General features: G+C 32.5%; 21 protein-coding genes and 1 riboswitch. Of the genes, 8 read left to right on the top strand and 13 right to left on the bottom strand.

Going from position 1 to position 24,644, the window contains the following annotated elements; genetic code table 11:
- Positions 1 to 200: 200 nt before the first annotated feature.
- From RBH29_RS11125 to RBH29_RS11100, 6 genes are all read right to left on the bottom strand, one after another.
- Complete coding sequence (locus RBH29_RS11125) at positions 201 to 983, bottom strand: ABC transporter ATP-binding protein (protein WP_306696898.1); 783 nt, start codon at positions 981 to 983, stop codon at positions 201 to 203.
- Complete coding sequence (locus tag RBH29_RS11120; RefSeq protein ID WP_306696897.1) at positions 984 to 2,075, bottom strand: FecCD family ABC transporter permease; 1,092 nt, start codon at positions 2,073 to 2,075, stop codon at positions 984 to 986. It lies immediately after the preceding gene.
- Between the two features lie 13 nt (positions 2,076 to 2,088).
- Entirely contained in the window at positions 2,089 to 3,021 is a 933-nt protein-coding gene (locus tag RBH29_RS11115; RefSeq protein ID WP_306696896.1) for an ABC transporter substrate-binding protein, read from the bottom strand.
- Between the two features lie 148 nt (positions 3,022 to 3,169).
- A riboswitch (cobalamin riboswitch) is annotated at positions 3,170 to 3,341 on the bottom strand.
- 55 nt (positions 3,342 to 3,396) lie between these two features.
- Positions 3,397 to 5,265: a sialate O-acetylesterase gene (locus tag RBH29_RS11110; protein ID WP_306696895.1), complete on the bottom strand. Its 1,869-nt coding sequence runs from the start codon at positions 5,263 to 5,265 to the stop codon at positions 3,397 to 3,399.
- 35 nt (positions 5,266 to 5,300) lie between these two features.
- Positions 5,301 to 6,209 (bottom strand): AEC family transporter, encoded by a 909-nt coding sequence (locus tag RBH29_RS11105; RefSeq protein ID WP_306696894.1) that lies wholly within the window; start codon positions 6,207 to 6,209, stop codon positions 5,301 to 5,303.
- Positions 6,210 to 6,410: 201 nt separating this feature from the next.
- Positions 6,411 to 6,671, bottom strand: coding sequence for an AbrB/MazE/SpoVT family DNA-binding domain-containing protein (locus tag RBH29_RS11100; protein ID WP_306696893.1), 261 nt, complete (start codon positions 6,669 to 6,671; stop codon positions 6,411 to 6,413).
- A gap of 203 nt (positions 6,672 to 6,874) precedes the next feature.
- Between RBH29_RS11100 and RBH29_RS11095 the strand changes: the two genes are divergently transcribed.
- Positions 6,875 to 7,195: a YggT family protein gene (locus RBH29_RS11095; protein WP_373463327.1), complete on the top strand. Its 321-nt coding sequence runs from the start codon at positions 6,875 to 6,877 to the stop codon at positions 7,193 to 7,195.
- 16 nt (positions 7,196 to 7,211) lie between these two features.
- Here the strand turns inward: RBH29_RS11095 and RBH29_RS11090 are convergent, their stop codons facing one another.
- A complete protein-coding gene (locus RBH29_RS11090; RefSeq protein ID WP_306696891.1) occupies positions 7,212 to 7,628 on the bottom strand; it encodes a secondary thiamine-phosphate synthase enzyme YjbQ in 417 nt (138 codons plus the stop codon).
- A 275-nt stretch (positions 7,629 to 7,903) separates the two neighbouring features.
- Here RBH29_RS11090 and RBH29_RS11085 point away from each other — a divergent pair, with 275 nt between their 5' ends.
- Entirely contained in the window at positions 7,904 to 8,872 is a 969-nt protein-coding gene (locus RBH29_RS11085; RefSeq protein ID WP_306696890.1) for an expansin EXLX1 family cellulose-binding protein, read from the top strand.
- A gap of 157 nt (positions 8,873 to 9,029) precedes the next feature.
- A complete protein-coding gene (locus tag RBH29_RS11080) occupies positions 9,030 to 10,010 on the top strand; it encodes a glycoside hydrolase family 43 protein (RefSeq protein WP_306696889.1) in 981 nt (326 codons plus the stop codon).
- A 71-nt stretch (positions 10,011 to 10,081) separates the two neighbouring features.
- On the opposite strand, the gene pyk is transcribed toward RBH29_RS11080, so the two are convergent.
- Entirely contained in the window at positions 10,082 to 11,842 is a 1,761-nt protein-coding gene (gene pyk / locus RBH29_RS11075; protein ID WP_306696888.1) for a pyruvate kinase, read from the bottom strand.
- A gap of 342 nt (positions 11,843 to 12,184) precedes the next feature.
- Here pyk and RBH29_RS11070 point away from each other — a divergent pair, with 342 nt between their 5' ends.
- Positions 12,185 to 14,041: an LTA synthase family protein gene (locus RBH29_RS11070; RefSeq protein WP_306696887.1), complete on the top strand. Its 1,857-nt coding sequence runs from the start codon at positions 12,185 to 12,187 to the stop codon at positions 14,039 to 14,041.
- A 141-nt stretch (positions 14,042 to 14,182) separates the two neighbouring features.
- The gene (locus tag RBH29_RS11065; protein ID WP_306696886.1) at positions 14,183 to 15,892 is read left to right on the top strand and encodes a cellulase family glycosylhydrolase; all 1,710 of its coding nucleotides are present in this window, start codon (positions 14,183 to 14,185) and stop codon (positions 15,890 to 15,892) included.
- Positions 15,893 to 16,018: 126 nt separating this feature from the next.
- Here the strand turns inward: RBH29_RS11065 and RBH29_RS11060 are convergent, their stop codons facing one another.
- Genes RBH29_RS11060 through hemL form a run of 3 tightly spaced genes read right to left on the bottom strand, consistent with a single transcriptional unit; the run spans position 16,019 to position 19,136 of the window.
- On the bottom strand, positions 16,019 to 17,425 hold the full coding sequence (locus RBH29_RS11060; protein WP_306696885.1) for a cobyrinate a,c-diamide synthase: 1,407 nt from the start codon (positions 17,423 to 17,425) through the stop codon (positions 16,019 to 16,021).
- Positions 17,426 to 17,475: 50 nt separating this feature from the next.
- On the bottom strand, positions 17,476 to 17,838 hold the full coding sequence (locus RBH29_RS11055; protein ID WP_306696884.1) for a sirohydrochlorin chelatase: 363 nt from the start codon (positions 17,836 to 17,838) through the stop codon (positions 17,476 to 17,478).
- Positions 17,835 to 19,136 carry a glutamate-1-semialdehyde 2,1-aminomutase gene (gene hemL, locus RBH29_RS11050; protein WP_306696883.1) on the bottom strand — a complete coding sequence of 434 codons (1,302 nt, stop codon included), beginning with the start codon at positions 19,134 to 19,136 and terminating at the stop codon, positions 17,835 to 17,837. Before hemL ends, RBH29_RS11055 begins: the two co-directional genes overlap by 4 nt.
- Positions 19,137 to 19,405: 269 nt before the next feature.
- Here hemL and RBH29_RS11045 point away from each other — a divergent pair, with 269 nt between their 5' ends.
- Complete coding sequence (locus RBH29_RS11045; protein WP_306696882.1) at positions 19,406 to 20,239, top strand: hypothetical protein; 834 nt, start codon at positions 19,406 to 19,408, stop codon at positions 20,237 to 20,239.
- Between the two features lie 167 nt (positions 20,240 to 20,406).
- Here the strand turns inward: RBH29_RS11045 and RBH29_RS11040 are convergent, their stop codons facing one another.
- On the bottom strand, positions 20,407 to 22,458 hold the full coding sequence (locus RBH29_RS11040) for a serine hydrolase (RefSeq protein ID WP_306696881.1): 2,052 nt from the start codon (positions 22,456 to 22,458) through the stop codon (positions 20,407 to 20,409).
- Between the two features lie 291 nt (positions 22,459 to 22,749).
- Between RBH29_RS11040 and RBH29_RS11035 the strand changes: the two genes are divergently transcribed.
- The gene (locus RBH29_RS11035; protein WP_306696880.1) at positions 22,750 to 23,205 is read left to right on the top strand and encodes a hypothetical protein; all 456 of its coding nucleotides are present in this window, start codon (positions 22,750 to 22,752) and stop codon (positions 23,203 to 23,205) included.
- A gap of 88 nt (positions 23,206 to 23,293) precedes the next feature.
- Here the strand turns inward: RBH29_RS11035 and RBH29_RS11030 are convergent, their stop codons facing one another.
- Positions 23,294 to 23,620, bottom strand: coding sequence for a hypothetical protein (locus tag RBH29_RS11030; RefSeq protein ID WP_373463325.1), 327 nt, complete (start codon positions 23,618 to 23,620; stop codon positions 23,294 to 23,296).
- Between the two features lie 330 nt (positions 23,621 to 23,950).
- On the opposite strand from RBH29_RS11030, the gene RBH29_RS11025 reads away from it, so the two are divergent.
- Positions 23,951 to 24,619 (top strand): hypothetical protein, encoded by a 669-nt coding sequence (locus tag RBH29_RS11025; RefSeq protein WP_306696879.1) that lies wholly within the window; start codon positions 23,951 to 23,953, stop codon positions 24,617 to 24,619.
- The last annotated feature ends 25 nt before the right edge of the window (positions 24,620 to 24,644 follow it).

Here is a 24,644-nt window from a genome sequence, read left to right as displayed (position 1 = left end):
ACTAATTGTCTTGCTTTTCTTTTTAAAAGAAAACTACAACTTAAACCTATTTACTAATGCTAATTTTTGTGTTTTTCAAATTAATTGTATTTACTTTAATTATACAATAATTTCTTGTCAATTTAAATACTACTTTTAATTTACTTTAGGGTGTACATATTAAACGTAAAGAACAATATTTCAGAAACTTAAACATATCTTCAATACAATATAATATGGGGCTTTTCATTTATTGGATTTTTTATTATATCAACCTTTATCCCATACACTTTTTCAATATTCTCTCTTTTTATTACCTCTTTTGGAAAGCCCTTTTTAACTATTTTTCCTTCATCCATAAGTATAAGCTTATCACAGTACTGTGAAGCTAGATTAAGGTCATGAAGACTCATAATAACTGTAACTTTCTTTTCTAACTTTAAACTCTTTAATATGTTTAAAATTTCAACCTGATGGTGTATGTCTAGCTGGGAAACTGGTTCATCTAAAAGCATAATTTCACTCTGTTGTGATAAAGCCCTTGCAATAATTACTCTCTGTCTCTCTCCTCCACTTATATTCCCTATGTTTTTATTTCTTAATTTCCATGTATTTGTCATCTTCATTGAATTTTCTGCTATTTCAATATCATTAAAACTCTCTGACTGAAGTCTTTTTAAATAAGGTGTTCTTCCCATCAAAACAATATCCATTACTGAAAACTCAAACTCTAAACTGGTATTTTGAGGTACATATGAAATGATTTTTGCCAGTTCTCTGTTTGAAAAAGCGATTATATCTTTTTCAAATAAATATATGCTTTTGTTTTTCGGCATTAGACTTCGTGTTATATTCTTTAAAAGCGTTGTTTTCCCTGAACCATTTGGACCTATTATTCCATAAATGTTGTTTTTAGAAAAATCAATATCTATATCATCTAATACTTTTTCATTTCCATAAGACCAATGCAAACCTTTTATATTAATCATGCTTTTTTCTTCCATCTATCCATACACCTTCTTCTTATTTTTGCTTAAAAGATAAATAAAATATGGTGCTCCAACAACTGAAGTTATTGCTCCTACAGGAATTTCTGTTGGTGGTACCACACTTCTTGCGAGTGTATCGCAAATTACCATAAAAGCTGCACCTCCAATTGCTGAAAATGGAATAATTATTCTATGGTCAGAGCCTGTCAACAATCTTATGGTATGAGGAATTATAAGCCCTACAAATCCTATTACTCCACTTACAGCAACACAGGATGCCACAAGAATTGAACACACCACAATCATTATCTTTTTTAGCCTTTCTACTTCTATACCTAGACTTTTAGCTGTCTCTTCACCTGTCGATATTACATTTAAATCTCTTGAGAAAGCTATTATGATAACAATACATATAATAATTATGGGCAGCAGTACCAACACCTGATTCCAGCTAGCAGAGGATATGCTGCCCATCACCCAAAAAACAATATGCTCAACTTTACTTCTATTAAATACCATAATCAGAGATACTACAGATGATAACATAAAACTAACTGAAATCCCTGCAAGTATCAGCGTTATTGGCGACACCTTATTGCCCTCTCTAGCAATATTATACACAAGCATAATAGTAATTACTGCTCCTAAAAATGCAAATATAGTTATAGCCCCAAGTCCCTTAAAGGTATAGTCAAGTCCTACTGCAATTGCTATTGCTGCACCAAAAGAAGCTCCCGAGGATATTCCTAAAACATATGGATCTGCCATTGGGTTTTTAAACATCCCTTGAAGTACCACTCCTGTAACTGCAAGACTTGCACCTATCAATGCTGAAAGAATAATCCTAGGTAGCCTTAAATTCAATACAATAAAGCTCTGTGTTTCATCTACTCCATCTAAAGCCAACATTCTTTCCAAAAAAGACATTTCTAAAAAGGGAATTTTTTCTAACGCAGTCTTTAATGCATTTAACAAAATCTTTAATGAATTCATAAAAGATATATTTGCAGCACCAAATGTAGCTGAACTAACTATAAGAAAAAGTAAAGCAATTATAAGCAACAATAAAACTATTATTATTATTTTTTTACTTCTTGTATATATCATTTTCAACCTCTATTTAAAATGCCTCTGGATGTATTATCTTCGCAAGCTCAACTAACCCCTCTGCCAGCCTTGCTCCCTGACGGTCAAGAAGATTATTGTCTATTTCAAAAATCATTTCATTTTTTACAGCATCTAAATCCTTATATCCATGACTGTTTTTTATCCCTTCTTTTGAGTCATAATATTTTGAACAAATAAGTATGTCAGGATTGCTTTCAATCAGTTTTTCAAGACTGTATCCCCAGCCTTTAGCATCCTTTGCAGCATTTATTCCTCCAGCCATTTCGATCATCTTTCCTATAAATGTGTCTCCACCTGCAGTATAATCACCCATTTCACCATAAGACACAACATAATATACAGTAGGTCGCTGTCTGCCCTCTACTCTTTTTAAAACATCCTCCACCTTTTCTTGCATTTCTTCTACCACCATTTGTGCCTCTTCCTTTGCATTTAAAACTCTACCAACATTCTCTATAGTAGAATAAACTCCTTCAAAACTCTCATCTCCATAAAAGGCAACTATCTTTATACCTGTATTTTCTATTTTATCTATCACTTCTTTGTTAAAATGAGTAGATACTATTACAATGTCAGGCTTTAATTCAACTATCTTTTCAATGCTAGGCTCCTGTATTGACCCTACTGTATCAATATTTTCTGTTTCTTCTGGAAAATCACAAAAATCTGACCTGCCAACTAGCTTGTCCTCTTTACCTAGTCCAAATATTGTTTCTGTCATATTTGGCCCTATGGATATTACTCTTTGAGGCTCACTGTCTATTAAAACAGTTCTATTATATGAATCTACAATCTCCATTGGAAAGTCTTCTGCACTCCTTGGAACTTCTGTTTGCTCATTTTCAATGACAGAAGTTGTACACCCTATAAATGATATTAACAAAATAGCCAGTAAAAAAATGTGTAACTTTTTTATCTTAAACATAAATAACACTCCATTTCTATTTTTCTAATTCTAAAATCACATATTCTAGCAAAAGTAATCCTCTTAACCATATTAGATTAAGAGGATTACAAATATTTTGACACATAAAAAGCAGTCATCATACGACACCCCCTATCGCCCGTAGAGTTTTTGGTGTTATTCAAAGGCAGGTCTTCTGACTCAAGTTCCTAAGATTCACGCCTTCCCAGCTTTAGGCCAGTGGCATTTGTGAACCCTCCCTTTTACAGCGGCGGGACCGTACAGGAATTTCACCTGTTTCCCTTTTAATTTATGTTAAAACCTTTGAATAAATATTCACTTGTTAGCTTAACTAACTATATACTACTCCAAATTTTAATCTTTTGCAATATTTTTTCACTCTAATTCCTCTGTTGTAAAAGGTGATGCTGGCAACCCTTCCCTGTTAAAAAGATTAGCCTCCTCAGGGCTGTTAGACCAAGCATATCTAACATGTACGGGATTATCAATTTCTTTACTGCTAACAACAACTGTATCTCCTTCTATTACAGCATCAGCTTTAAAAAATCTTCCATCCTTATCACTTATAGTGAATTCCTTCAACTTACAACCTTTAGAAATAAGTCCACTGCCTACATAATCGAAAAATATTTGTATTTTATCATTATTCTTCTTACTGTATTTGTAGATAGGACCGCTGCAAATCAAATTTTCCCTGTATGCTTTATTCATTGCCCAAAGTGCTAGTCTTTCACCTACAGCCTTTTTATTCTGTGGATGCAGTTCATTATATTCTCCTATGTCAATTGACACTGCCATTCCTGTATTAGGTATTTCCAAAGACCTTCTTTGCTGTTCTCTCAAATATGCCCACATACTACTGTCATTTGGGTCTTCATAATTTGCCAGTTGAACAAACAAAAATGGAAATTCTCCTGAACTCCAAGTATTTCTCCAATCTTCTATAACTGACCTGAAAATTTCTTTATAGTCGTAGGGATAACCTGTATTAGATTCTCCCTGATACCACAATGCCCCTTTAATATTGTATTTGCGTAGTGGATAAATTATACTGTTATATACTCCAGTAGGTTTATATTGAAAAAACGTGAATTCTTTAAGCTCCTCCATTCTTGCACCAACACAATATTTCCATGTACCGGTTAAATCTATTTCATGCTCTCCTAAAACTAATTTGTATGGCATATCCTTAATAAATGAACCAATGTTATTTGTAGTAATAAGCCTTACAGTAATTACATTCTTTCCCTCTTTTAAAATTTCAGCTGGAAAAGAATATCTCCTAGGAGGATAGCGATAGCCTGTACTCCCTACCCTTACACCGTTAACATATGTTTCATCTCCATCAACTAAAGTTCCAAGAATCAATTTTACATCCTCTTTAGCAAAATGTTTATTTAAATTTATTTCTTTTCGAAACCAAATTGAACCTCGTATTTCCTCAAGGTCAGTACCCCTAAAACTTCTTGGTAAATTAATGGTATCCCAGCTACTATCATCATAATTTTCACTAAACCAAGAATTAAATCCAGCATCTTTTTTATCCATTTTACTGTACCATTTATCACATCGGCACTCTTCCGTCTCTATTGTACTCTTTACATACTCATCATTTTTGCACCTATTTAGTGAAGCCTTAAATCTTTTAAATCTATGAGTTAGAGTTCTCTCACTAAGCCATGCTTCTGCAGGTGTCCCACCTACTGCAGTTCTAATTAAACCAATGGGAACTTTATATTTTTCATAAATAACTTTAGCAAAAAAATAGCCTACAGCACTAAATTCATAGATATCTTCAGAATTTACCGAAGTCCAATTACCTCCACTTATGTCTTCTTTAGGTTTATGAAAGTTATATGAGAGCGGAACAACAAAATGACGAATATTTGAATTTTTTGCATTTTTAACTTCACCTTCATATAAATCCAGAGTCCTTAAAATGGGAAGTTCCATGTTTGACTGTCCACCCAGAATCCACACATCGCCTATTAAAATATCACTTATCACTTTTCTGTGATTTTCACAGGTTATCATCATGGTATAAGGTCCACCTGCTGATAAATTATTAAGTACTACTTCCCAATATCCATTCTCGTCAGATTTAACCTTGTAATTTTTATTTATAAAATCTAAGACTAAATTTTTATTGGCTGCTGCACTACCCCAGATTTTAACCGGTGTATTTCGCTGCAACACCATTCCATCACTGATTAACGGCGATAACTTTATGCTGTTTCCTGTCACAAAACTCCTCCTTTAAGAATCTGGATAATCTTTTTTTATAACAACATCAATATTATAGGAATTGTAAATATAGACAGTAGTGTCGATACTGTCACTGCTTTAGAAGCAAAAAGAGGCTCAGTTTCAAATTTTTCCGAAAAAACTGCTGCATTTACTGCCACAGGCATTGCCAGCACAACAATACATATATCAGATGCTGCCTTTGGTATATCCACTATCATAACTAAAAAATATGCAATCATCGGCATAATAATTAATCTTATAATACTTAAAGTATAAACTTGAATACCTGATAAAGCATTTTTTAAATTTGCATCTGCAATGATAGAACCTATTATTATCATCGCTAGAGGAGTAGTCATACTTCCTACCATCTGTGCTGCATTTTCAATTGGAAAAGGCATTTTAATTTGAAGCAAAAATATTGGAATCCCTAAATATACTGCTATCATCGCTGGACTAATTAATGCTTTTTTTATTTTAAAATCTGCTCTACCACTAAAAATCACAACTCCGTATGTCCAAAGCACTATATTAAAAACAACCACATACATGGAAGCGTAAAAAACTCCCTCTTGGCCAAATATGCTATCAACAAGTGGAAATCCCATAAATCCACAATTTGAAAACACTATAGCAGATTTTATAACCGCCCTTTTGTCTTTTGGCTGCTTTGTATAAAATATTTTTTCTGCAATAATAATTGATATCACAAACATAACAATGGCCAGTCCTACAACATAAAGAGCATTTAATAATTTTTCTTTTTCATACTCCATAAAAAATGATGTAAAAATCAGCATCGGAGCTGTAACCATCAATAAAAATTCTGACAATTTCTTATTTACAGCTTTATTAATAATACCAACCTTTTTCGCTATAAATCCAATAAATAATATAATAAAAAGTGTTGCAACCTGATTAAAAACAACAATAACATCCACAATTATTACTCCTACATATTTTAATGTCCACTAGCCTATTTTACCTTAGTTAATCGAATGTGACAAGAGGTTACAAAAATAACTCCACCTTATAAAGGATGGAGCCTTTGAATTATAAATACACTAAAAAATATTAATGGAAGTGCCAGCACAAAATTATGTAAAGCTTAAAGTGTGGCACTTCCTAAATCTCTTTGAGATTTATTTTACTTCTAATCCAGCAGCTTTTGCTAACTCGATTACAGTTTCTTTGGAAACTTTTTTCCCCTTATAATCAATTAAGTCATCCATACTTCCAGTGAAAATGTCTGCTGGTTGATATTTTTTTAATACAACCTTATCGTCATCCACAAAAATTTCTAATGCATCTTTTTCATTAATGTCTAAATTTCTCCTTAATTCAATCGGTAAAACAACTCTTCCTAATTCGTCAACTTTTCTTACAATTCCAGTAGATTTCATTGCAATCCTCTCCTTATCTTTTTTTTCGACATTATGTTACAAAAACAAACTTACCATAAATATCAATTATAGTCAACATTATTTTTGATAATAATAATATAGATTAATAATATTATAGGAGTAATGTTATGAATAACTTTCAAAAAGAGGACAATAACAATGAGTTTAAATTTAAAAATGAAATTGAAAATAAACAATGCCAAATGCCGCTATGGTATTTAAAAAGTCGTCATGGAATATATTACACTCTTGGAGTTTTAGAAATATTAATTGCATTTCGCTTCATATTCAAACTGCTAGGGGCAAATCCCAAAAGTGGTTTTGTTGTATTTTTATATTCTATAACCAACATTTTTATCGCACCTTTTTCAGGTATATTTGAGTCCTTTACAACCAACGGTCTTTCCGTACAATCAATTTTTGAACCAGCATCTATAATCGCAATGCTGGTTTATGGAATAATTGCTTGGGGCATAGTAAAACTGCTTAGAATAAATGTACTAAAAGATAACTATGCCAAATAAAAAATAATTTTTTAATCTATTCACCTACAATTTGAACAAAAATTTTTCTTTGCCGGGGATTATTATCATGGTCAATAACCACTATTTGCTGCCATGTCCCCAGCAACATTTTTGAACTTACTAAAGGCACATTAATTCCCGGTCCCATAAGTGTAGCACGTATGTGAGAAAAACCATTATCATCTCCCCAAGTTTCTGAATGACGACTTTTCATATCCGATGGAATAAGTTTGTTTAAATGTTCCCTCACATCTTCTACAAGTGCAGGTTCGTACTCAATTGTTGTAACAGACGCAGTAGATCCTATTGCAAAAACATTCACAATTCCATTTTTTATTTTTGATTTTGAAATAATTTTTTCAACATCCCCAGTTATATCTTTTATGTCTGAATAACCTTTAGTATTTAATTGGATAGTTTCTCCAAATACCATATTAATCCCTCCTGCCTCATATTTTTTATACTCTTTTCATATAACACATTATCTCATAACTTGTATTTTGTTTAAAGATTAAAAACTCATCGTATTATGTTATTTATGTGAATGAAAATACGGAAAAAACATTGTAGAGCAATTTTAGAGGCTGTTAGCAAAACTTTCTATACATAGTAACAAATTTTTTTTAAATTACGAATTACTATTAAGAAGAGTATAGAATTAAAAGTATAGAATAGAAATTTTCAAAATAATATTATGGGGGTATTTGTATGAAAAAGGGTTTTTGTCTATTATTAATTGTTTTTCTTATTCAAACATTTAGTTTTGCTGTCAATGGAGATGAACAGGGTTTAATTGGAGATATTAATGGAGATGGTGAAGTTGACAGTACAGATGCAACAATTCTTAAAAGATATTTACTAGAGATAACCGACAGCTTACCTGCTGAAAATAAACTGTGGGTTGCAGACACAAATGGAGATGGAATAATAGACAGCAGTGACTATGTGGTTTTAGTCAGGTATATTCTCAATGTAATTGACCAATTTCCCAAAGAGGTAATTTCTCAAACACCTTCACCAGAACCTATTAATACTGGAGCGTATCCTGATTGGGATAAAGTTCATTCAAGCTATGCAACCTTTACTGGTTCAGGTTACACAGGAGGAGCCTCTTTACTAGATCCAATCCCCTCAGATATGGAAATAACAGCCTTAAATCCCTATGACTATAATAGTTTTGACGTTGATGCGTCATTAGCTGGAGCATACCTTGAAGTAACAGGTGAAAAGGGAAGCACCGTCGTATATGTAAACGATTTATACCCTGAAGGAGGACCTGGAGCATTAGATCTTAATCCAACATCTTTTGCTAAAATTGGAGATATGGAAGATGGCATAATTGATATTGAATGGAAAATTGTTGCTGCCCCTATTACTGAAAATGTTTTATACAGAATAAAAGAAGGCAGTTCTCCATGCTGGCTTGCAGTTCAGGTTAGAAATCACAAATACCCTGTTTTAAAAATGGAAATATATCAAGATAACCAATGGCATAATATGCAAAAGATGCCCTACAATCACTTTTTATATGAAAACATAGACTCCACTACTCCGAAAATAAGAATTACAGACATAAGAGGATATGTTATAACAGACGTAATTGATAGTATACCTGAATTTGATAACGCTACTGAAGAAGCTTATATTGTTCCTGGAAATGTTCAGTTTCCGGATTAATACAACTAGGGTTTATCAAGGGGATTCCCCTTGATAATTTCCAGCACAGGATTTTATAAATCCCCTAATATATACCTTGATTCTTTAATGCACATTGTTATAATAGTAATTGTACATTTTATTTAATAAAATTTAACTTGTAAAGGAGAATAACTTTATGGCAAATTCCAGTAAACCAAATCAACCTCTAGTTACTCATATTTATACAGCAGATCCTTCTGCTCACGTATTTGAAGATAAGATATACATTTATCCATCTCATGACCTTGATCAGGTAAGAGAATCAAACGATACTGGAGATCAGTATAATATGGAAGATTATCATGTTCTATCAATGGACAGTATGGATTCTCCTTGTGTAGATTGCGGAGAAGTACTTCATCTTAAAAACGTTCCTTGGGTAAAACAGCAAATGTGGGCACCTGATGCTGCCTTTAAAAATAATACTTATTATTTTTATTTTCCCGCAAAGGACAAGGATGGAATTTTTAGATTAGGAGTAGCAACAGGTTCATCTCCAGCAGGTCCATTCAAGGCACAAGAGAATTATATTCCAGGAAGTTTTAGCATAGATCCTGCCGTTTTGGTAGATGACGATGATAAAGCATATATATACTTCGGTGGACTTTGGGGTGGACAATTGGAAAAATGGCAAACTGGCAAATATGATTCTGATGCAGAAGGTCCAGCTGAAGATGAACCTGCCCTAGGTCCTATCGTGGCTGAACTAAGCGATGATATGCTTACCTTTAAAGATAAACCTCAGGAAATATCCATTGTTGATGAAGATGGCAAGCCGATACTTGCAGGCGATGAAGAAAGAAGATTTTTTGAAGGTCCATGGGTTCACAAATATAAGGGATATTATTATCTTTCATATTCTACAGGTACCACTCATTATATTGTATACGCTGTAAGCAAAAGTCCTACAGGCCCATTTGTATATAAGGGCAGAATACTTAACCCTGTTAAAGGATGGACTACCCACCATTCTATTGTTAAATTTAAAGATAAGTGGTATTTATTTTATCACGACTGCTCTTTGTCTGACGGTGCTGACAATAGACGTTGCGTAAAGTATACAGAAATAAAATACAATGACGATGGAACCATTCAAACAATAGATCCATACAAGTAAAAAAAGTGGCTAACGCCACTTTTTTTAGAGGTTAGAAATTGGAAGTTAGATTTAAATTTCTAGAAAAACAATTATTTTTCTGGCATTTTAGTAGCTCCATAGTATACTATTCCCCTTTCAGGATCGACCGTTACTACAGATCCATCTTTCAGTATTTTTGTAGCATTATCAGTTCCTATAATTACAGGTATTTCCAGAGCCATGCCCACTGTGACGGCATGAGAAGATAATCCTCCTTCTTCAACAACTAATGCAGAAGCATTTCTAATTATATCCATAATTTCATTGTTTGTATATGGAACAACCAAAATATCTCCATCTACAAAACACTCTTTTGCCTCTTCAATTGTTCTTGCAACACATATTTCGCTGGTAACTGACTTTGTTCCTATACCGGTACCCTGAACTAACACTTTTCCAACAATATGTACTCTTAATATATTAGTTGTACCACTTACCCCAATTGGCACTCCAGCAGTTATAACAACTAAATCACCATTTTCAACAAGTTTTGATTCTAAAGCTTTTTCTACTCCTTTATCAAACACCTCATCAGTACAAGTAGCTTCTGGCACTAAATATGGTACAACTCCCCATGACAGGGAAAGCTGTCTTCTTACTCTTGGAGATACCGTAGTTGCTATTATAGGACATTGTGGTCTAAACCTTGAAATCATCCTTGCTGTCCGCCCTGAATGTGTAACTGTTATAATAGCAGAGGCCTTTAAATCCTGAGCCGTTGTGCAAGTTGCGTGACTGATAGCATTTGTAACACTTGAACTCATATCATACTTCATTTTTGAAAACTTTACCCAATAATTAATAGACATTTCTGCCTTTTCTGCTATTTTAGACATCATTTCAAGTGTCTCAACAGGGTATTTGCCTGCAGCTGTTTCTCCTGATAACATAATTGCACTTGTACCATCGTAAATGGCATTTGCAATATCACTTGTCTCAGCCCTTGTAGGACGTGGATTTCGAATCATTGAGTCTAACATTTGAGTAGCAGTAATAACCGGTTTCCCGTTCCTATAACATTTTTCAATAAGCATTTTTTGAACTATAGGTACTTCTTCAACAGGAATCTCCACACCTAAATCTCCACGTGCAACCATAATCCCGTCTGAAACTTTTATTATTTCATCTGAATTTTCAATAGCTTCTCTATTTTCAATCTTTGAAATTACATTTATATCCTGACCATTATATTTTTCAAGAATCTTTCTTATTTCTATAACATCAGATGCCTTTCTAATAAAAGACGCTGCTATAAAGTCAAATTCATTATCAACTGCAAATTTTATATCCTCAATATCCTTTTTGGTAAGAGAAGGAAGATGAACCTCTATTCCTGGTACATTTACTCCTTTGTGATTTCCAACTTTGCCTCCATTGATTATTTTGCAGTAGATATCTTTATCCTCTACTTTTTCAACTGCCAATTCAACAAGCCCATCATCTATCAATATGCTACTTCCATGTCTTACATCTTTGTATAACTCCTTATAAGATACAGATGCACTTTTTTCATTTCCCATTACATTTTTGTTAACCAGTATAAACTGATTTCCATCCTTTAGGTATACTTCTTCTGATTCAAAATTACCAAGCCTGATTTCAGGACCTTTAGTGTCAAGAAGAAGAGAGATCGGAAGATCTAATTCTTTTCTTAATTTTTTAAAACATTCCACTCTTTCTCTGTGTTCTTCATGATTTCCATGTGAAAAATTCAGACGGGCAACATCCATTCCTTTTAACATTAATTTTTTTAATGTATCTTCACTTTCTACTGCCGGTCCTAATGTACAAATTATTTTTGTTTTTCTCATACTAACTTCAACCTCCATATATACGTACCTTTTAACCTTTAGGTAATAAAACTCTGACCATAAAAGTATGCAAAAAACACTCGCTTTTTTGCATGCTTTTCGCGAATACTAGTATAATAACACCTTTTTTGTTTTCAAGCAATAGAGTTAGCCTTTTAGAGCACATGTTATTTAAGTGAATGAAAAACATTGTTTTTCACCTTTAATATATACACCTAGTCTTTTGTTATATCTTGAAATTTTATATGTATTTTGATAAACTTCAATGGGCAAGATTATTTATAGATATAAATAATCTCAAACTTTTTTAGAAAAATTATATAATTGAAGAGGAGATACAAAATGAAAAGACTATACATAAACAAGCATTATTTGAATATTTTATTAATAGTGGCTTTTTCTTTTATTTTATCGATTGTGGGAGTACAAATTTCATCTGTTTTTTCTTTAGAAATTGTCTGGAGATTTGTAAAGTCACCCATTTTATTAATTATGAACACATTACCCATAACTCTATTTATGCTGTTTGTTTTTTTTATATCTTCAAGACTTTGGGCTTCTTTCTTTTTTGGAGGAACTCCCTTTTTAATATTTCACTTTATAAATCGATTTAAAATACGTCTTCGACACGAACCTTTTGTACCAGCTGATATATATCTTGGCAACGAATCAACAAAAGTTATTAATTTATCCCAACTACCATTTGATCGTAATCTGTATGTTTTACTAGCAGTATTTGTTCTTTTTTCATTGTTTTTGTTTTTATATGTGAAATCAAAAAAAATGAATTTATTGTTTAGAGGCTCTGGAATTTTATTGACAGTTCTTTTCTCTGTTCTTTTGTACTTTACAAGTTACAGCAGCACCTCATTTTACAATAAATTCGAGATATATGGCTCCCAATACTCACAGGTAGATGTGGTGAATTCTAGGGGATTTATTTACTCCTTTTTAATTAAAACTCATACTTTTAATTTACCAGTGCCTGAAGGTTACTCTGCTGTAGACTGTGAAAATATACTTTCACAATATGATATAACTGATGACGATGACATTGAGCTTCCTCATATTATTGGTATAATGAGTGAAGCCTTTTGGGATATAGATAAAGTATCTGCAATTGAATTTAACAGTGGTTACGATCCACTGGAAAACTTTAATAGAATTATTGACCAATCCTATAGTGGTACAATTGTTACCAATGTTTTTGGGGGTGGTACTGCAGATACTGAATTCTCACTACTTACAGGACATACACGAAGTACATTAAATGATTTTGCAAATCCATATATTAATTTTATTCGCAGAAATACCTATGCACTCCCATGGATACTAGAAGAAAAAGGCTATAAAACGACAGGGTTCCATCCTGGATTCCCTTGGTTTTATAACAGATTTAATGTGTACGACTATTTAGGTTTTCAAAACACATTTTTTATTGATGATATGGAAAACATTGATCGTGCCACTACTTATTACGTTTCTGATATGGATGCATTCGATTTTTTGATGGATGATTTTTATAGTCATCTAGACAATTATCCAGACAGTCCATATTTTAATTTTACCGTAACAATTGAAAATCATGGGCCATATCCAAATTATGATATGGGCAATCCTGAAATTATTAAAAGAGGTAGTGTAGACAACGAATACTATCACCTAATAAATAACTTTACCAATGGACTTATGAGTTGCGACAAAGCACTAGATTACCTGGTTCAACAATTAGAACAAATAGACGAACCTGTTGTTTTGCTGTATTTTTCAGATCACCTTCCTCTTCTAGGTGAAAATTTCTCTGGTTTTAAAGCTATGGACTATAGTATTGGAACTTCAGGTGATTTAGAGTCATATTTAAACACTTATGAAACACCTTATTTTATTTGGAGCAATACTTCAGCAAAAGATTTATTAACTGAACAAGGCAAAACCCCTGTTATTGGAGAAGCTCCTTATATAAGCACTCACTATCTTCCTGTAGAACTTTTTGATTATATAGGTTTAAATACCCCAAATTATTTTAACTATTTAAGAGAACTTAGAGATGATTTCCCAGTGATGACCAGCAGGTTTTACCAACTTGGTGATGGCACTTTCACTGAAGATTTGGATGAGAATGAATTGGATATAATAAGCGAATACAGGAACTTACAGTACTACATGCTTTTTGATAAGGATATTAAATCTTCTCGCTAAAAAAAATTTTTATTATTATATTTGTGTGTTTTAACTTGATTTAAACTATATTTTTCTATAAAATTATAGTATAGGACTATGTAATGATTCAAGCATAAAATATGCGTGAATTATATATATTTTTAAGGGGGAAGTATAAATATGAAAAAATTAGTTAGAGGACTTGCCTTGTCCGTAATATTGGCCGTTCTTTTTACCTTTTCATCGGTAAGCTTTATTAATGCAGACGCAAATAATGCTGACCACTGGAATGAAGATTGGTTACATGTTGAAGGCAACAAGATTTATGACATGCATGGAAATGAGGTTTGGCTAACTGGTGCTAACTGGTTTGGTTTTAACTGTAGTGAAAATGTTTTTCATGGAGCTTGGTATGACGTTTATGATATCCTAAGCGATATAGCAGACAGGGGTATAAACTTTTTAAGAATACCAGTTTCCACAGAACTTCTTTACAGTTGGATGATTGGAGAACCAAATCCAGTTTCAAGTGTAACTGCAAGTAATAACCCTCCATATCATGTGTGTAATCCTGATTTTTATTGTCCAGAAACAGATGATGTAAAAAACAGCATGGAAATTTTTGACATTATAATGGGTTACTGTAAAGAGCTAGGAATAAAAGTTATGCCTGCTGTTCACAGTCCACATGCAGATAATTCTGGTCACGTTTATAACCTATGGTATGGAACAGAAACTGATACCGCAGGTATGATTACAACAGAAATGTGGATTGACACATTGGTTTGGTTAGCTGAAAAATATAAAAATGATGATACAATGCTTGCATTAGATATCCAAAATGAGCCACATGGTAAACGTGGTTATGACGATCCTATACCTGATGATATGGCAATATGGGATGACTCTACGCTTGAAAACAACTGGAAACACGCTGCTGAACTTTGTTCAAAAGCTATCTTAGATGTAAATCCAAATATATTGGTAATGATTGCAGGTATTGAGCAATATCCTAAAACTGAGCTAGGCTATACATTTGAAGATCCTGATGTTTTTGGTGCTACAGGAGATGATTCTCCATATCATCCTGCATGGTGGGGTGGAAACCTTAGAGGTGTCAGGGATTATCCTATTGATTTGGGAGATTTAAATAGCCAAATGGTATACACACCACATGAGTATGGTCCTTCAGTTTGGGATCAGCCTTGGTTTTATGAGGGTTTCACTATGGAAACCATAAAAGAAGATTACATGTATGATACATGGGCATTTGTTTATCGTGAAGGAATAGCACCAGTTTTAATTGGTGAATGGGGAGGCCATATGGATGGTGGTGACAATGAAAGATGGATGACTATGTTTGCAGATTATATTAAAGAGCATCGACTTCACCATACTTTTTGGTGTATAAATCCTAACTCTGGTGATACCGGTGGTCTTTTAATGAATGACTGGTCAACATGGGAAGAAGATAAATATGAAGTGCTAAAAGATGTACTATGGCAGGATGATCAAGGTAGATTTGTTGGACTTGACCAAAGAGTACCTCTTGGTAGTAATGGAGTTTCTCGTGGAGAGCATTTTGGTTTAGACTCTGATCCTATCCCTTCAGATCCTGATCCTGATCCTACTCCAGAACCTGATCCTGACTCTACTCCAGAGCCTGACCCTGATCCTACGCCTGAGCCTGAAATACTTTATGGTGATATTAATGGTGATGGAATAGTTGATTCTACTGATTACATATTATTAAGCAGAATAATTCTTGAAGTACCTGTAGATAATGTTGACTATGAAGCTGCCGATGTAAACCGTGATGGCGTAGTGGACACAACAGATGCCATTATTTTAGGAAGATACCTTTTAGAGATGATTGATTCTCTTCCTTAGAGTAGTAAATATTTGTTAATTAAAATTTTCTATTTAATAGAATAAAGAAACCACATCTTACTTTAGATGTGGTTTCTTTATCTTGTTTTAAGACTCCACCTAAAACTCAGGTTTAGGAGTTCACTCTCATTTATTATATATACCTTTGTATTTAGAATAACTTGTGCAGCTTTTAATAAATTTAAAAGCAAAATCTAAATTACTCAAAAAGTGAATGTGTTGATATGCTGCAAGTAGATTTTTCACTCTATAGCCACATTCCCAAAATACAGGCTCCATATTATATCTGTTTTTTATAACTTTATAACATGCATCTGTACTGCTAGATAAATTTAAAGCAGAATAATGAAATTCGTGAGCTCTTATTTTATCACCTGAAGATGACAAAACATTGTCTTTTAGAACCTCTATATTCACATATCCAAATCTTTTTAGCTTGCCTATCATCTCACAGTTTTTAGGTATAACACCAGCCATTTCAAACTCTTTGTCATTGCTTGCGACAAGAGACTTTGCCATGTACATAAGTCCCCCACACTCTGCATAAGCAGGCAAGCCTTTTAGTATGTAATCTTTTATAGAATATCTCATACATTTGTTTTCTTCAAGTTCACCAGCAAAAATCTCAGGATAACCTCCTCCTATATAAAGTCCATCCACATCTTCTGGTAAATTGCCATCCTCAATAGGACTAAAATATATAATTTCAGCTCCCATCTTCTTTAAAATCTCTATATTTTCTCTATAATAAAAATTAAAAGCTCTATCATTTGCCACAGCTATTTTTATTTTTTGAAATTTTTTATCTAATAGAAAATCTGTTTCATAACTGCAAGAAATATTAGATTCACCTGCTATTTTTAACAATAATTCAATATCTATAGTTTTCTTTACCTGACTGGCAAGTTTTTCAACACGTGTTTTTATGTCCTTTATTTCCATCTGTGGTACAAGACCTAAATGCCTTTGTTCCAGTGAATAAGAAGCATCTTTAGGGATATAACCTAAAACATGAATGCCTGTGTACTTTTCAATATCACTTTTTAAAAGATTGTAATGTGTATCACTGTTTACATTGTTTATTATTACTCCCTTAATATCTACATCCCTGTCAAAGTCAATAAAACCTTTAATTATTGGTACGATACTCAAAGAAGCACCTCTTCCGTTTACAACAAGTATTACCGGTGCTTTGATTATTCTTGATACATGTGCAGTACTTCCCTCTTTTGTATTGCCTCCAAACCCATCATATAAGCCCATCACTCCTTCTATCACGGACATTTGAGCTTTCTTTGCATTTTTTTTATAAATATACAAAAGAGCCTCTTCCTCCAATAACCAGCTATCAAGATTTTCAGAGTGTTTTCCTGTAATAAATTTATGAAATTTAGGATCTATATAGTCAGGACCTACCTTAAATGGCTGTACGTCAATACCCATATTACAAAGTGCTGCCATAATTCCTATCGATATTGTAGTTTTACCACAACCACTATTTGTGCCTGCAATCATAATACTTTTTATACTCATATATTCACAGCTCTCTTATTTTTATATGGTAAAAGCCTTAGTATAAGGCTTTAATTTAAAGATTCCACTTTGTCTACTACAATGTCTGCTATCCTGTCATCATCTCCAATATGTCCTGCCATTTTTATATCAATATCTTTAAAATTATCTTTTATTCTTTCAAGCTCTTCAGGTATATCCTTTGTAACATGTACACCATCAAAAAGAAATAGCGGAATAACTCTTATTTCTTTTGCTCCATTATTTACAAGGTACTGTATCCCCTCTTCAAAATCTGGGTTTGAAAATTGAAGATACGTGGGATAAACAAGTTTCTCACCTGTTTTTTTCTTGACCTTTTCTACTAATGAATCAAGAATTCTATTTGTTTCCTGTCTTTTACTTCCATGTGCTAAAATTAGTATCCCTCTCATTTATTTTCTCCTTTCAATACTTTTAAAGCTTTGTCTATACATTTTACAGTATTTTCTATATCTTCAGTGCTATGAGCTTCTGAAATAAACATAGACTCAAACTGTGAAGGTGCAAGATAAATACCCTTATTAAGCATCTCTTTAAAGTAACTACAAAACATGTCCGAATCTGACCTTGCCACTGTACTATAATCTTTAACCCTCTCATTTGTGAAAAACACACTCATTATAGAACCAATTCGGTTTACAGCTAATGGTATATCATATTTCCCCTTTAAATCTGTTATTGAACTTTCAAGCTTTGATGCCATTTTATCAATTTTATCATATATATCAGGGTTATCTCTTAAAATTTTTAAAGTAGCTATTCCTGCCGCCATTGCAACAGGATTTCCCGAAAGAGTTCCAGCCTGATATACAGTTCCTTCAGGTGAAATCATTTTCATTATATCCAATCTTCCACCATATGCACCTACAGGAAAACCTCCACCTATTATTTTGCCAAACACTGTAATGTCAGGATTGATACCATAATAGCCCTGTGCACCACTAAATGAAATTCTAAAGCCTGTAATAACCTCGTCAAATATAAGAAGTGCCCCATATTTTATTGTTATCTCTCTTAAAAATTTCAAAAACCCTTCTTCTGGTGGAATGACTCCCATATTTGCAGCTACAGGTTCTACAATTATAGCTGCAATATCACTTCCCACAGACTTAAATATATCTTCTACTTCATAAAAGCTGTTATATGATGCTGTGATTGTGTTTTTTGCATAGTCTTTTGGAACACCATCACTATCGGGAACACCTGTGGTCATAGCTCCCGAACCCGCCTTTACCAGCATTCCATCAGAATGTCCATGATAGCATCCTTCAAATTTAAGTATTTTATCTCTTTTTGTATATCCTCTTGCAAGTCTTACAGCACTCATAACAGCTTCTGTACCGGAACTAACCATTCTTACCATATCTACAGAAGGAACTTCTTTGCAAATTATTTCTGCAAGTTCAATTTCTCGCTCTGTAGGTGCACCAAAGCTTGTACCATCTTCTAGGGCATCTTTTACTTCATTAATAACATTTTTATTTGCATAACCTAAAATCATTGGCCCCCATGAGCCCACATAGTCTATATATGTATTCCCATCACAATCAATAATCTTTGAGCCCTCTGCTCTTTTTATAAAAGGTGGAACTAATCCTACTGATTTATATGCTCTAACAGGACTATTAACCCCTCCAGGCATAACTTTTTGGGAAGCTTCGAAAAGTTCTGCTGATCTTTTATTTTTCATATTGTCACCTCAATTGATAATCTTTTCTACCTAATTATAATTGAATTAAGTTTCTTTATCAACCAAGCATTATATGTGCTTGTATTTTATAATTTCTATAGCCTTTGTTTGATTATTTTCTTATATATTGTAACAAAAATATTTTACATACGTTCTCTGTAATTTTATTCTTGCCATATTGACAATCCATGGTATAATAAAGTTATGTTAACACTTTAAAAAATAAAATTTACATCTTTTAAAATTTTTTTGTGAGGGAGGTTTGTTTTATGCAAATTCCAAAGTCAAATAATGTTAAAAATTCCTTTGATTTAATTACGGCAAAATGGTGGTTTATAGTTTTGGTACCTTTAATAATCCTTTTCTTTCCCCCTTATATGCAACGAAATTACTCACTTACAGATTTTTCAAAGTGGTATGAAACTATCGGAGTTATAGCTGAGAATAATTTTACATATTTTTTTGACAGATATTCTGTTCTTATGAATTCTATAGCTATATTATTTATAGTTCTTGTCTTTATTTTAAAAAACAAATTCAGTCGTATCTTTTCTATTTATTTAGCAATATTAGCAATTTTCCATGGAATAACTCAAAACACTTCTTTTACAGAACAAAATGGTCTCGGAATTATATTATCATCATACATAGTATTTCCTATCCTAGCAGGCATATGGATTTGGGAAGCTTTTGTCAATAAAAACAATTTTGAGACACCTCCAAAAATAAACTTTTGGACTATATCTGCTTTATCTATTTCACTGTTTGCATTTTGGAACCCAATAAACCAGACAACATTAATGCCTGATTTTAAACCTGTTTATTTTTTTGCAAATGGTGGCAACAGCATGTTTTGTACCATGACCCCATTGATTTTAGCAATTTTGTTTTTCTTTTATCCTAATGTTAATTTTGCAGTTTTAAGAGTTACAGGAGTAGTTGGATCCACAATAGGCTTTATACAGGTTGCCCAGCATCTTTTTATGTTTACCTCAACAAATTGGTGGATAGGTGTACTTCATATACCTGTTTTCGTACTATCCCTTGCTGCTCTCATTCTATCATATAAAACTAATAACAAATTAGGAGCATCCAGCTCCTGACCTATTTAATCTTTAAGCTTTGTTCCAAAATCAAAATGAGACAACCTTTATCCCATTTTGATTTTTTTAGATACATTAGAGGGCTTTGTTCATTTGATAATATATCTTCTGTTGTGAACAAGATATTTTGAAAAAGGGAGCGGTATCTTTTCCGCCCCCTTTTTATTTTAAATTTTTTCTGCTAAAAAATTCTGTCCCCCTTGTTTTAATATCAAACCCCTCATCGTTCCATCATCATCTATTATGAATTCTATTTCAGCTTGAATATCTTTGTAGAAAAATTCTGTTTGGGACATAGGAGATATTTCTAATCTAACCTGCCCTGTAAGTCGAGCATATAAACTTTCATCCTCTATTGATATGGTAAATGTACCTATGTCATCTGTCTTATATTCGCCTACATATTTTTCGTATATTTTTTTGTCTATATCTGCAATTTCTCGCTGTGGTACATCTCCTGTGCGGGTTCCCTCAAGAACTATACCCTCCTGTTCGAAAATAAGTTTCTCTGCTTCACCATCATCATTCTTTTTAAAAGTAATAAATGCATTTACTTCTTTGTAGAAAAATTCTATTTCCGAAATAGGATATATTTCTATTTTTTCTTGTCCTGGAAGCTGAGCATATAATTGACCATCACTTTTCTTAATAACAATATTGTAACCTTCTGCATTTTCATAGATACCTGTATATTGTTCTAAAATTTCAGCATCTAGTTCTATTTCAACTAATTCCTCTGGCAATTCATACTCATTTCCCATTATAATATCTATAAGAGTCGCTTCAATAGAATCTAAAACATAATAGCCTATATTTGTTGTTATTATAATAGTAATATCTTGCTCTAAATATTTTGATATCTGGGCTGAATAGGACAATGTATTTCCACCATGAGATACAATTTTCCCTAACTCTGAATCATCTGAAATAATCCAACCATAGCCATATCCAAACCCTCCAAAATTAAGCATTTCTTCTTCTGGTATATTTTCATGAACATCAAAGACCATATCTAAAGTTTCTTCTTTTACAAGCTTTTCTGTGTGAAGAGCCCTATCCCATTTATACATATCATTAACTGTTGAAAACAGGTTTCCTGCTCCATATGCAATCTTTAATAAAATTTCATCTTGCTCTACAGGTGTTAGCTCTGTAGAACCTGTATATCCAATTGCAAACTCTTCTTCTTTTTTATCATAATAAGTTCCTGTATCATTCATTTCTAAGAGATCGAATATATTTTCTTTTAAATATTCACCTAGACTTAATCCACTTATTTCTTCAACAATAAGTCCAAGTAATAAATAGCCTGTATTGTTGTATTCCCACTGTGTACCAGTCTCAAATATTAAAGGTTCATCCTTAAATAAATCCATAAGAAAGTCTTCTGTATTTTCTTCTGGTACATCTTCTATTTCCATAAGAAAATTAGTATAATTAAATAGCCCTGAAGTATGTGTTAAAAGATGCTTAACGGTAATATTATCACCTTCAACAACATCCGGTATGTACTGTGAAAGAGCATCATCTAACTCCAATAATTCCTGTTCGTATAGCTGCATTATTGCCATTGCTGTAAACTGCTTTGTTACTGAGCCTATTGCAAACATAGTATTAGGCGTATTCTTTACCCCTTCTTCATAATTTGCATATCCATAACCTTTGCTAAAAAGTGTTTCTCCTTCATGTGCAACTAAAACAGATCCTCTAAAACCTCTATTTTCCTTCATAGCAGTTAAATATCTGTCAAAATGCTCTTCCATAGTTAATTCATTTAACTCATCTGGAGTTGATATTATAACGGTTTTTGTCTCATCATCCCAGTCAACATCCATGTTTAATGTTTCACTTATAAACCTTAACGGAACATAGGTCCTATCTTCATAAATTTGTGGAAATGTATCAAAAGTTTTTTCAACACCATTAACCATCGCTGTGTCATCACCAATTTTTAATAAAATATCGGTATTATCTTTTTGTATTGATACTGTTCTGTCTTCGTCGTTCCATAAAACTTCAGCACCTAAATCCTCTGCAATGAATCTAACAGGGCATAATGTCCTAGAATGCTCGTCTATAAAAGGTTCTGCATCGGGAAACTTCACCACTTGCCCATCAATTTCAACCACTATATCGTGATTTTCTGCAACTACTTGAAATGTTGCAAATGACATAATTAGTGCAATTGTAACTAAAATAGATGTTAATTTTTTTGACATATTTTCTCTCCTATTCAATAAGTTTTTCTTTAATATTAAACTATTGAAGTGTAAAAGACAAGCTTTTTTTGGGAAAAGCATAAATATGGATTGCTTGATTAGATTACATTTAACCAATCTATAATATATTTTTAATATCCTAAAATTAGTATTGTTTTTTCTACAAAAAACCAATGAAAATAAACACTATTTTACACATATTAAGTTAAACCCCAAAAGGTAAATACTGTATTGACCTTTTGGGGTTTTTTCTTCATAATGTTATTAAAGGAATGAAAGGATTGATATTAAATGAAAAAATTAGTTATTTCAATTTCTATAATTATTACAGTAGTTGTTTTAGCATATATATTCATTTTTATGTCCTTAAATATACGGTTACCAAAAGAAGAGGAAGTATATGGTGGAAGAATTGAAAATATGCGTACAGAAAAAGCTGTTACTATTAATGATAATGAGGCAAAAAATATTTTATCAATAATAAAGGAGAATAATAGACTCGAGCTGGTTCCAACGTTTACATCTTTTAGTGTTAAAATAACATTAATAGGAGCTAATGAAAATGATTTGTTTGATATATATGTAACACCAGATATTTTCTTAAATCCTATTAAGAGTTCTGAAGGACGTATTTACTATGTAAGAGTAAATGGCACTCAATATGTCGTAGATAAAGAAATATATTTGTATCTATATGAACTGGTGAAAAAATATAATCTCCCTTTAAGAAGAGAAAAATCAGAATAGTTCAGGGAAATAATTTCAATTTGTAATATACAGCATTTAACCCCTCCACTGTTCAATACACAACTTGAGGGTTTATTACCTTTTTTCCTTAGAGCCACTTAGATAGTTCTTTTGCATAGTATGTAATTATTATTTCTGCTCCTGCCCTCTTTATTGAAGTAATTGATTCTAACACAACAGACTTTTCATCTATCCAGCCCTTTTGCGAGGCTGCTTTTATCATTGCATACTCACCACTTACACTGTAAGCAGCAACAGGCACGTTAAAGCTGTTTTTTACTTTGCTGATTATATCAAGATATGAAAGTGCAGGCTTTACCATCACTATATCTGCACCTTCTTCTATGTCAAGTTGGACTTCTCTTGTGGAATTATAATCTTGTTTATTTTTAAGAAACTCCGGCACTAATTTCAAAAACTATCTCCAAATTGGATAAATTATCGTCAAATTTCGCTGACCATTCAATTCTAGAACCATATCTGAGTTGATTTTTTTTGCAGTAAATAAAAACTTTTAATTACATATTTTATATAAAAAATTTTTTTGACTATATGTATTGACAATTATTATATATATATATAATAATTGTCAAAGGCAAAGGGATTCCTATAAAGTCTTAAAATATCAGCTGATATCTAAAACTAAAATATTGAACTAAAGAAGTTAAATATTTTAGTCTCAATGTAACACTGCTTAAGCTATATGTTAGTTCTTAAAAAATAAAAATAAAGGATTGGTGAAACAATGAAAAAACTTAGAAAGTATAGTTTAACTTGTATTTTAATAGTTGCTATTTTAGTTACATGGTCATCAATGGTATTCTCGCAGACAAAATATGCATCTTGTTATGGTTTTTACTATGATTGGGTTCACGATACCACAGGAAATGCCACTTACGCTGGCGCTTGTTATGAAATACAGGGTTATGCTTCATTTGTATATCATGATTATGATGCTAATTTCGCATTAAATCATTTGTCCACAGATGATATATTCTTTTATAGTGGTCATGGACATTATACCGAATTGATATTCTATGATGGAAAAAACAAAGATGATACAGATAATGATTGTTCTAATTCATACTTACAAATGGAAGATGTTGAAGAGAAAGATTTATCTGGGATGACTTTAGCTGTTTTGGCAGGTTGTAATACTGCTGATTTTGGCTCTAATATTACCACTACATTTCATGAACAAGGTGCTACCTGTGCAGTAGGATGGGAGAATACTCTTAGAGTTCCACAAAAAGCTACTTGGCTTGAACACTTTAATGGCTCACTTTCAAATAACTCAACTGTAAACCAAGCAATACAAACTGCAGATACCCGAACATTTATTGCTTATTTGGGCTTTACTGGAGGAACTGACAGCCACTATATTGCTGGTTCAGGTAATATTACAATTAATTAATTTGTAATAATAAAAAATCACAAAT

The sequence above is a fragment of the Herbivorax alkaliphila genome, from assembly GCF_030848475.1.
Lineage (GTDB): Bacteria > Bacillota > Clostridia > Acetivibrionales > Acetivibrionaceae > Herbivorax.
Note: the sequence above shows the minus strand (reverse complement) of the source record. Positions and strands in the feature narration are given on the sequence as shown.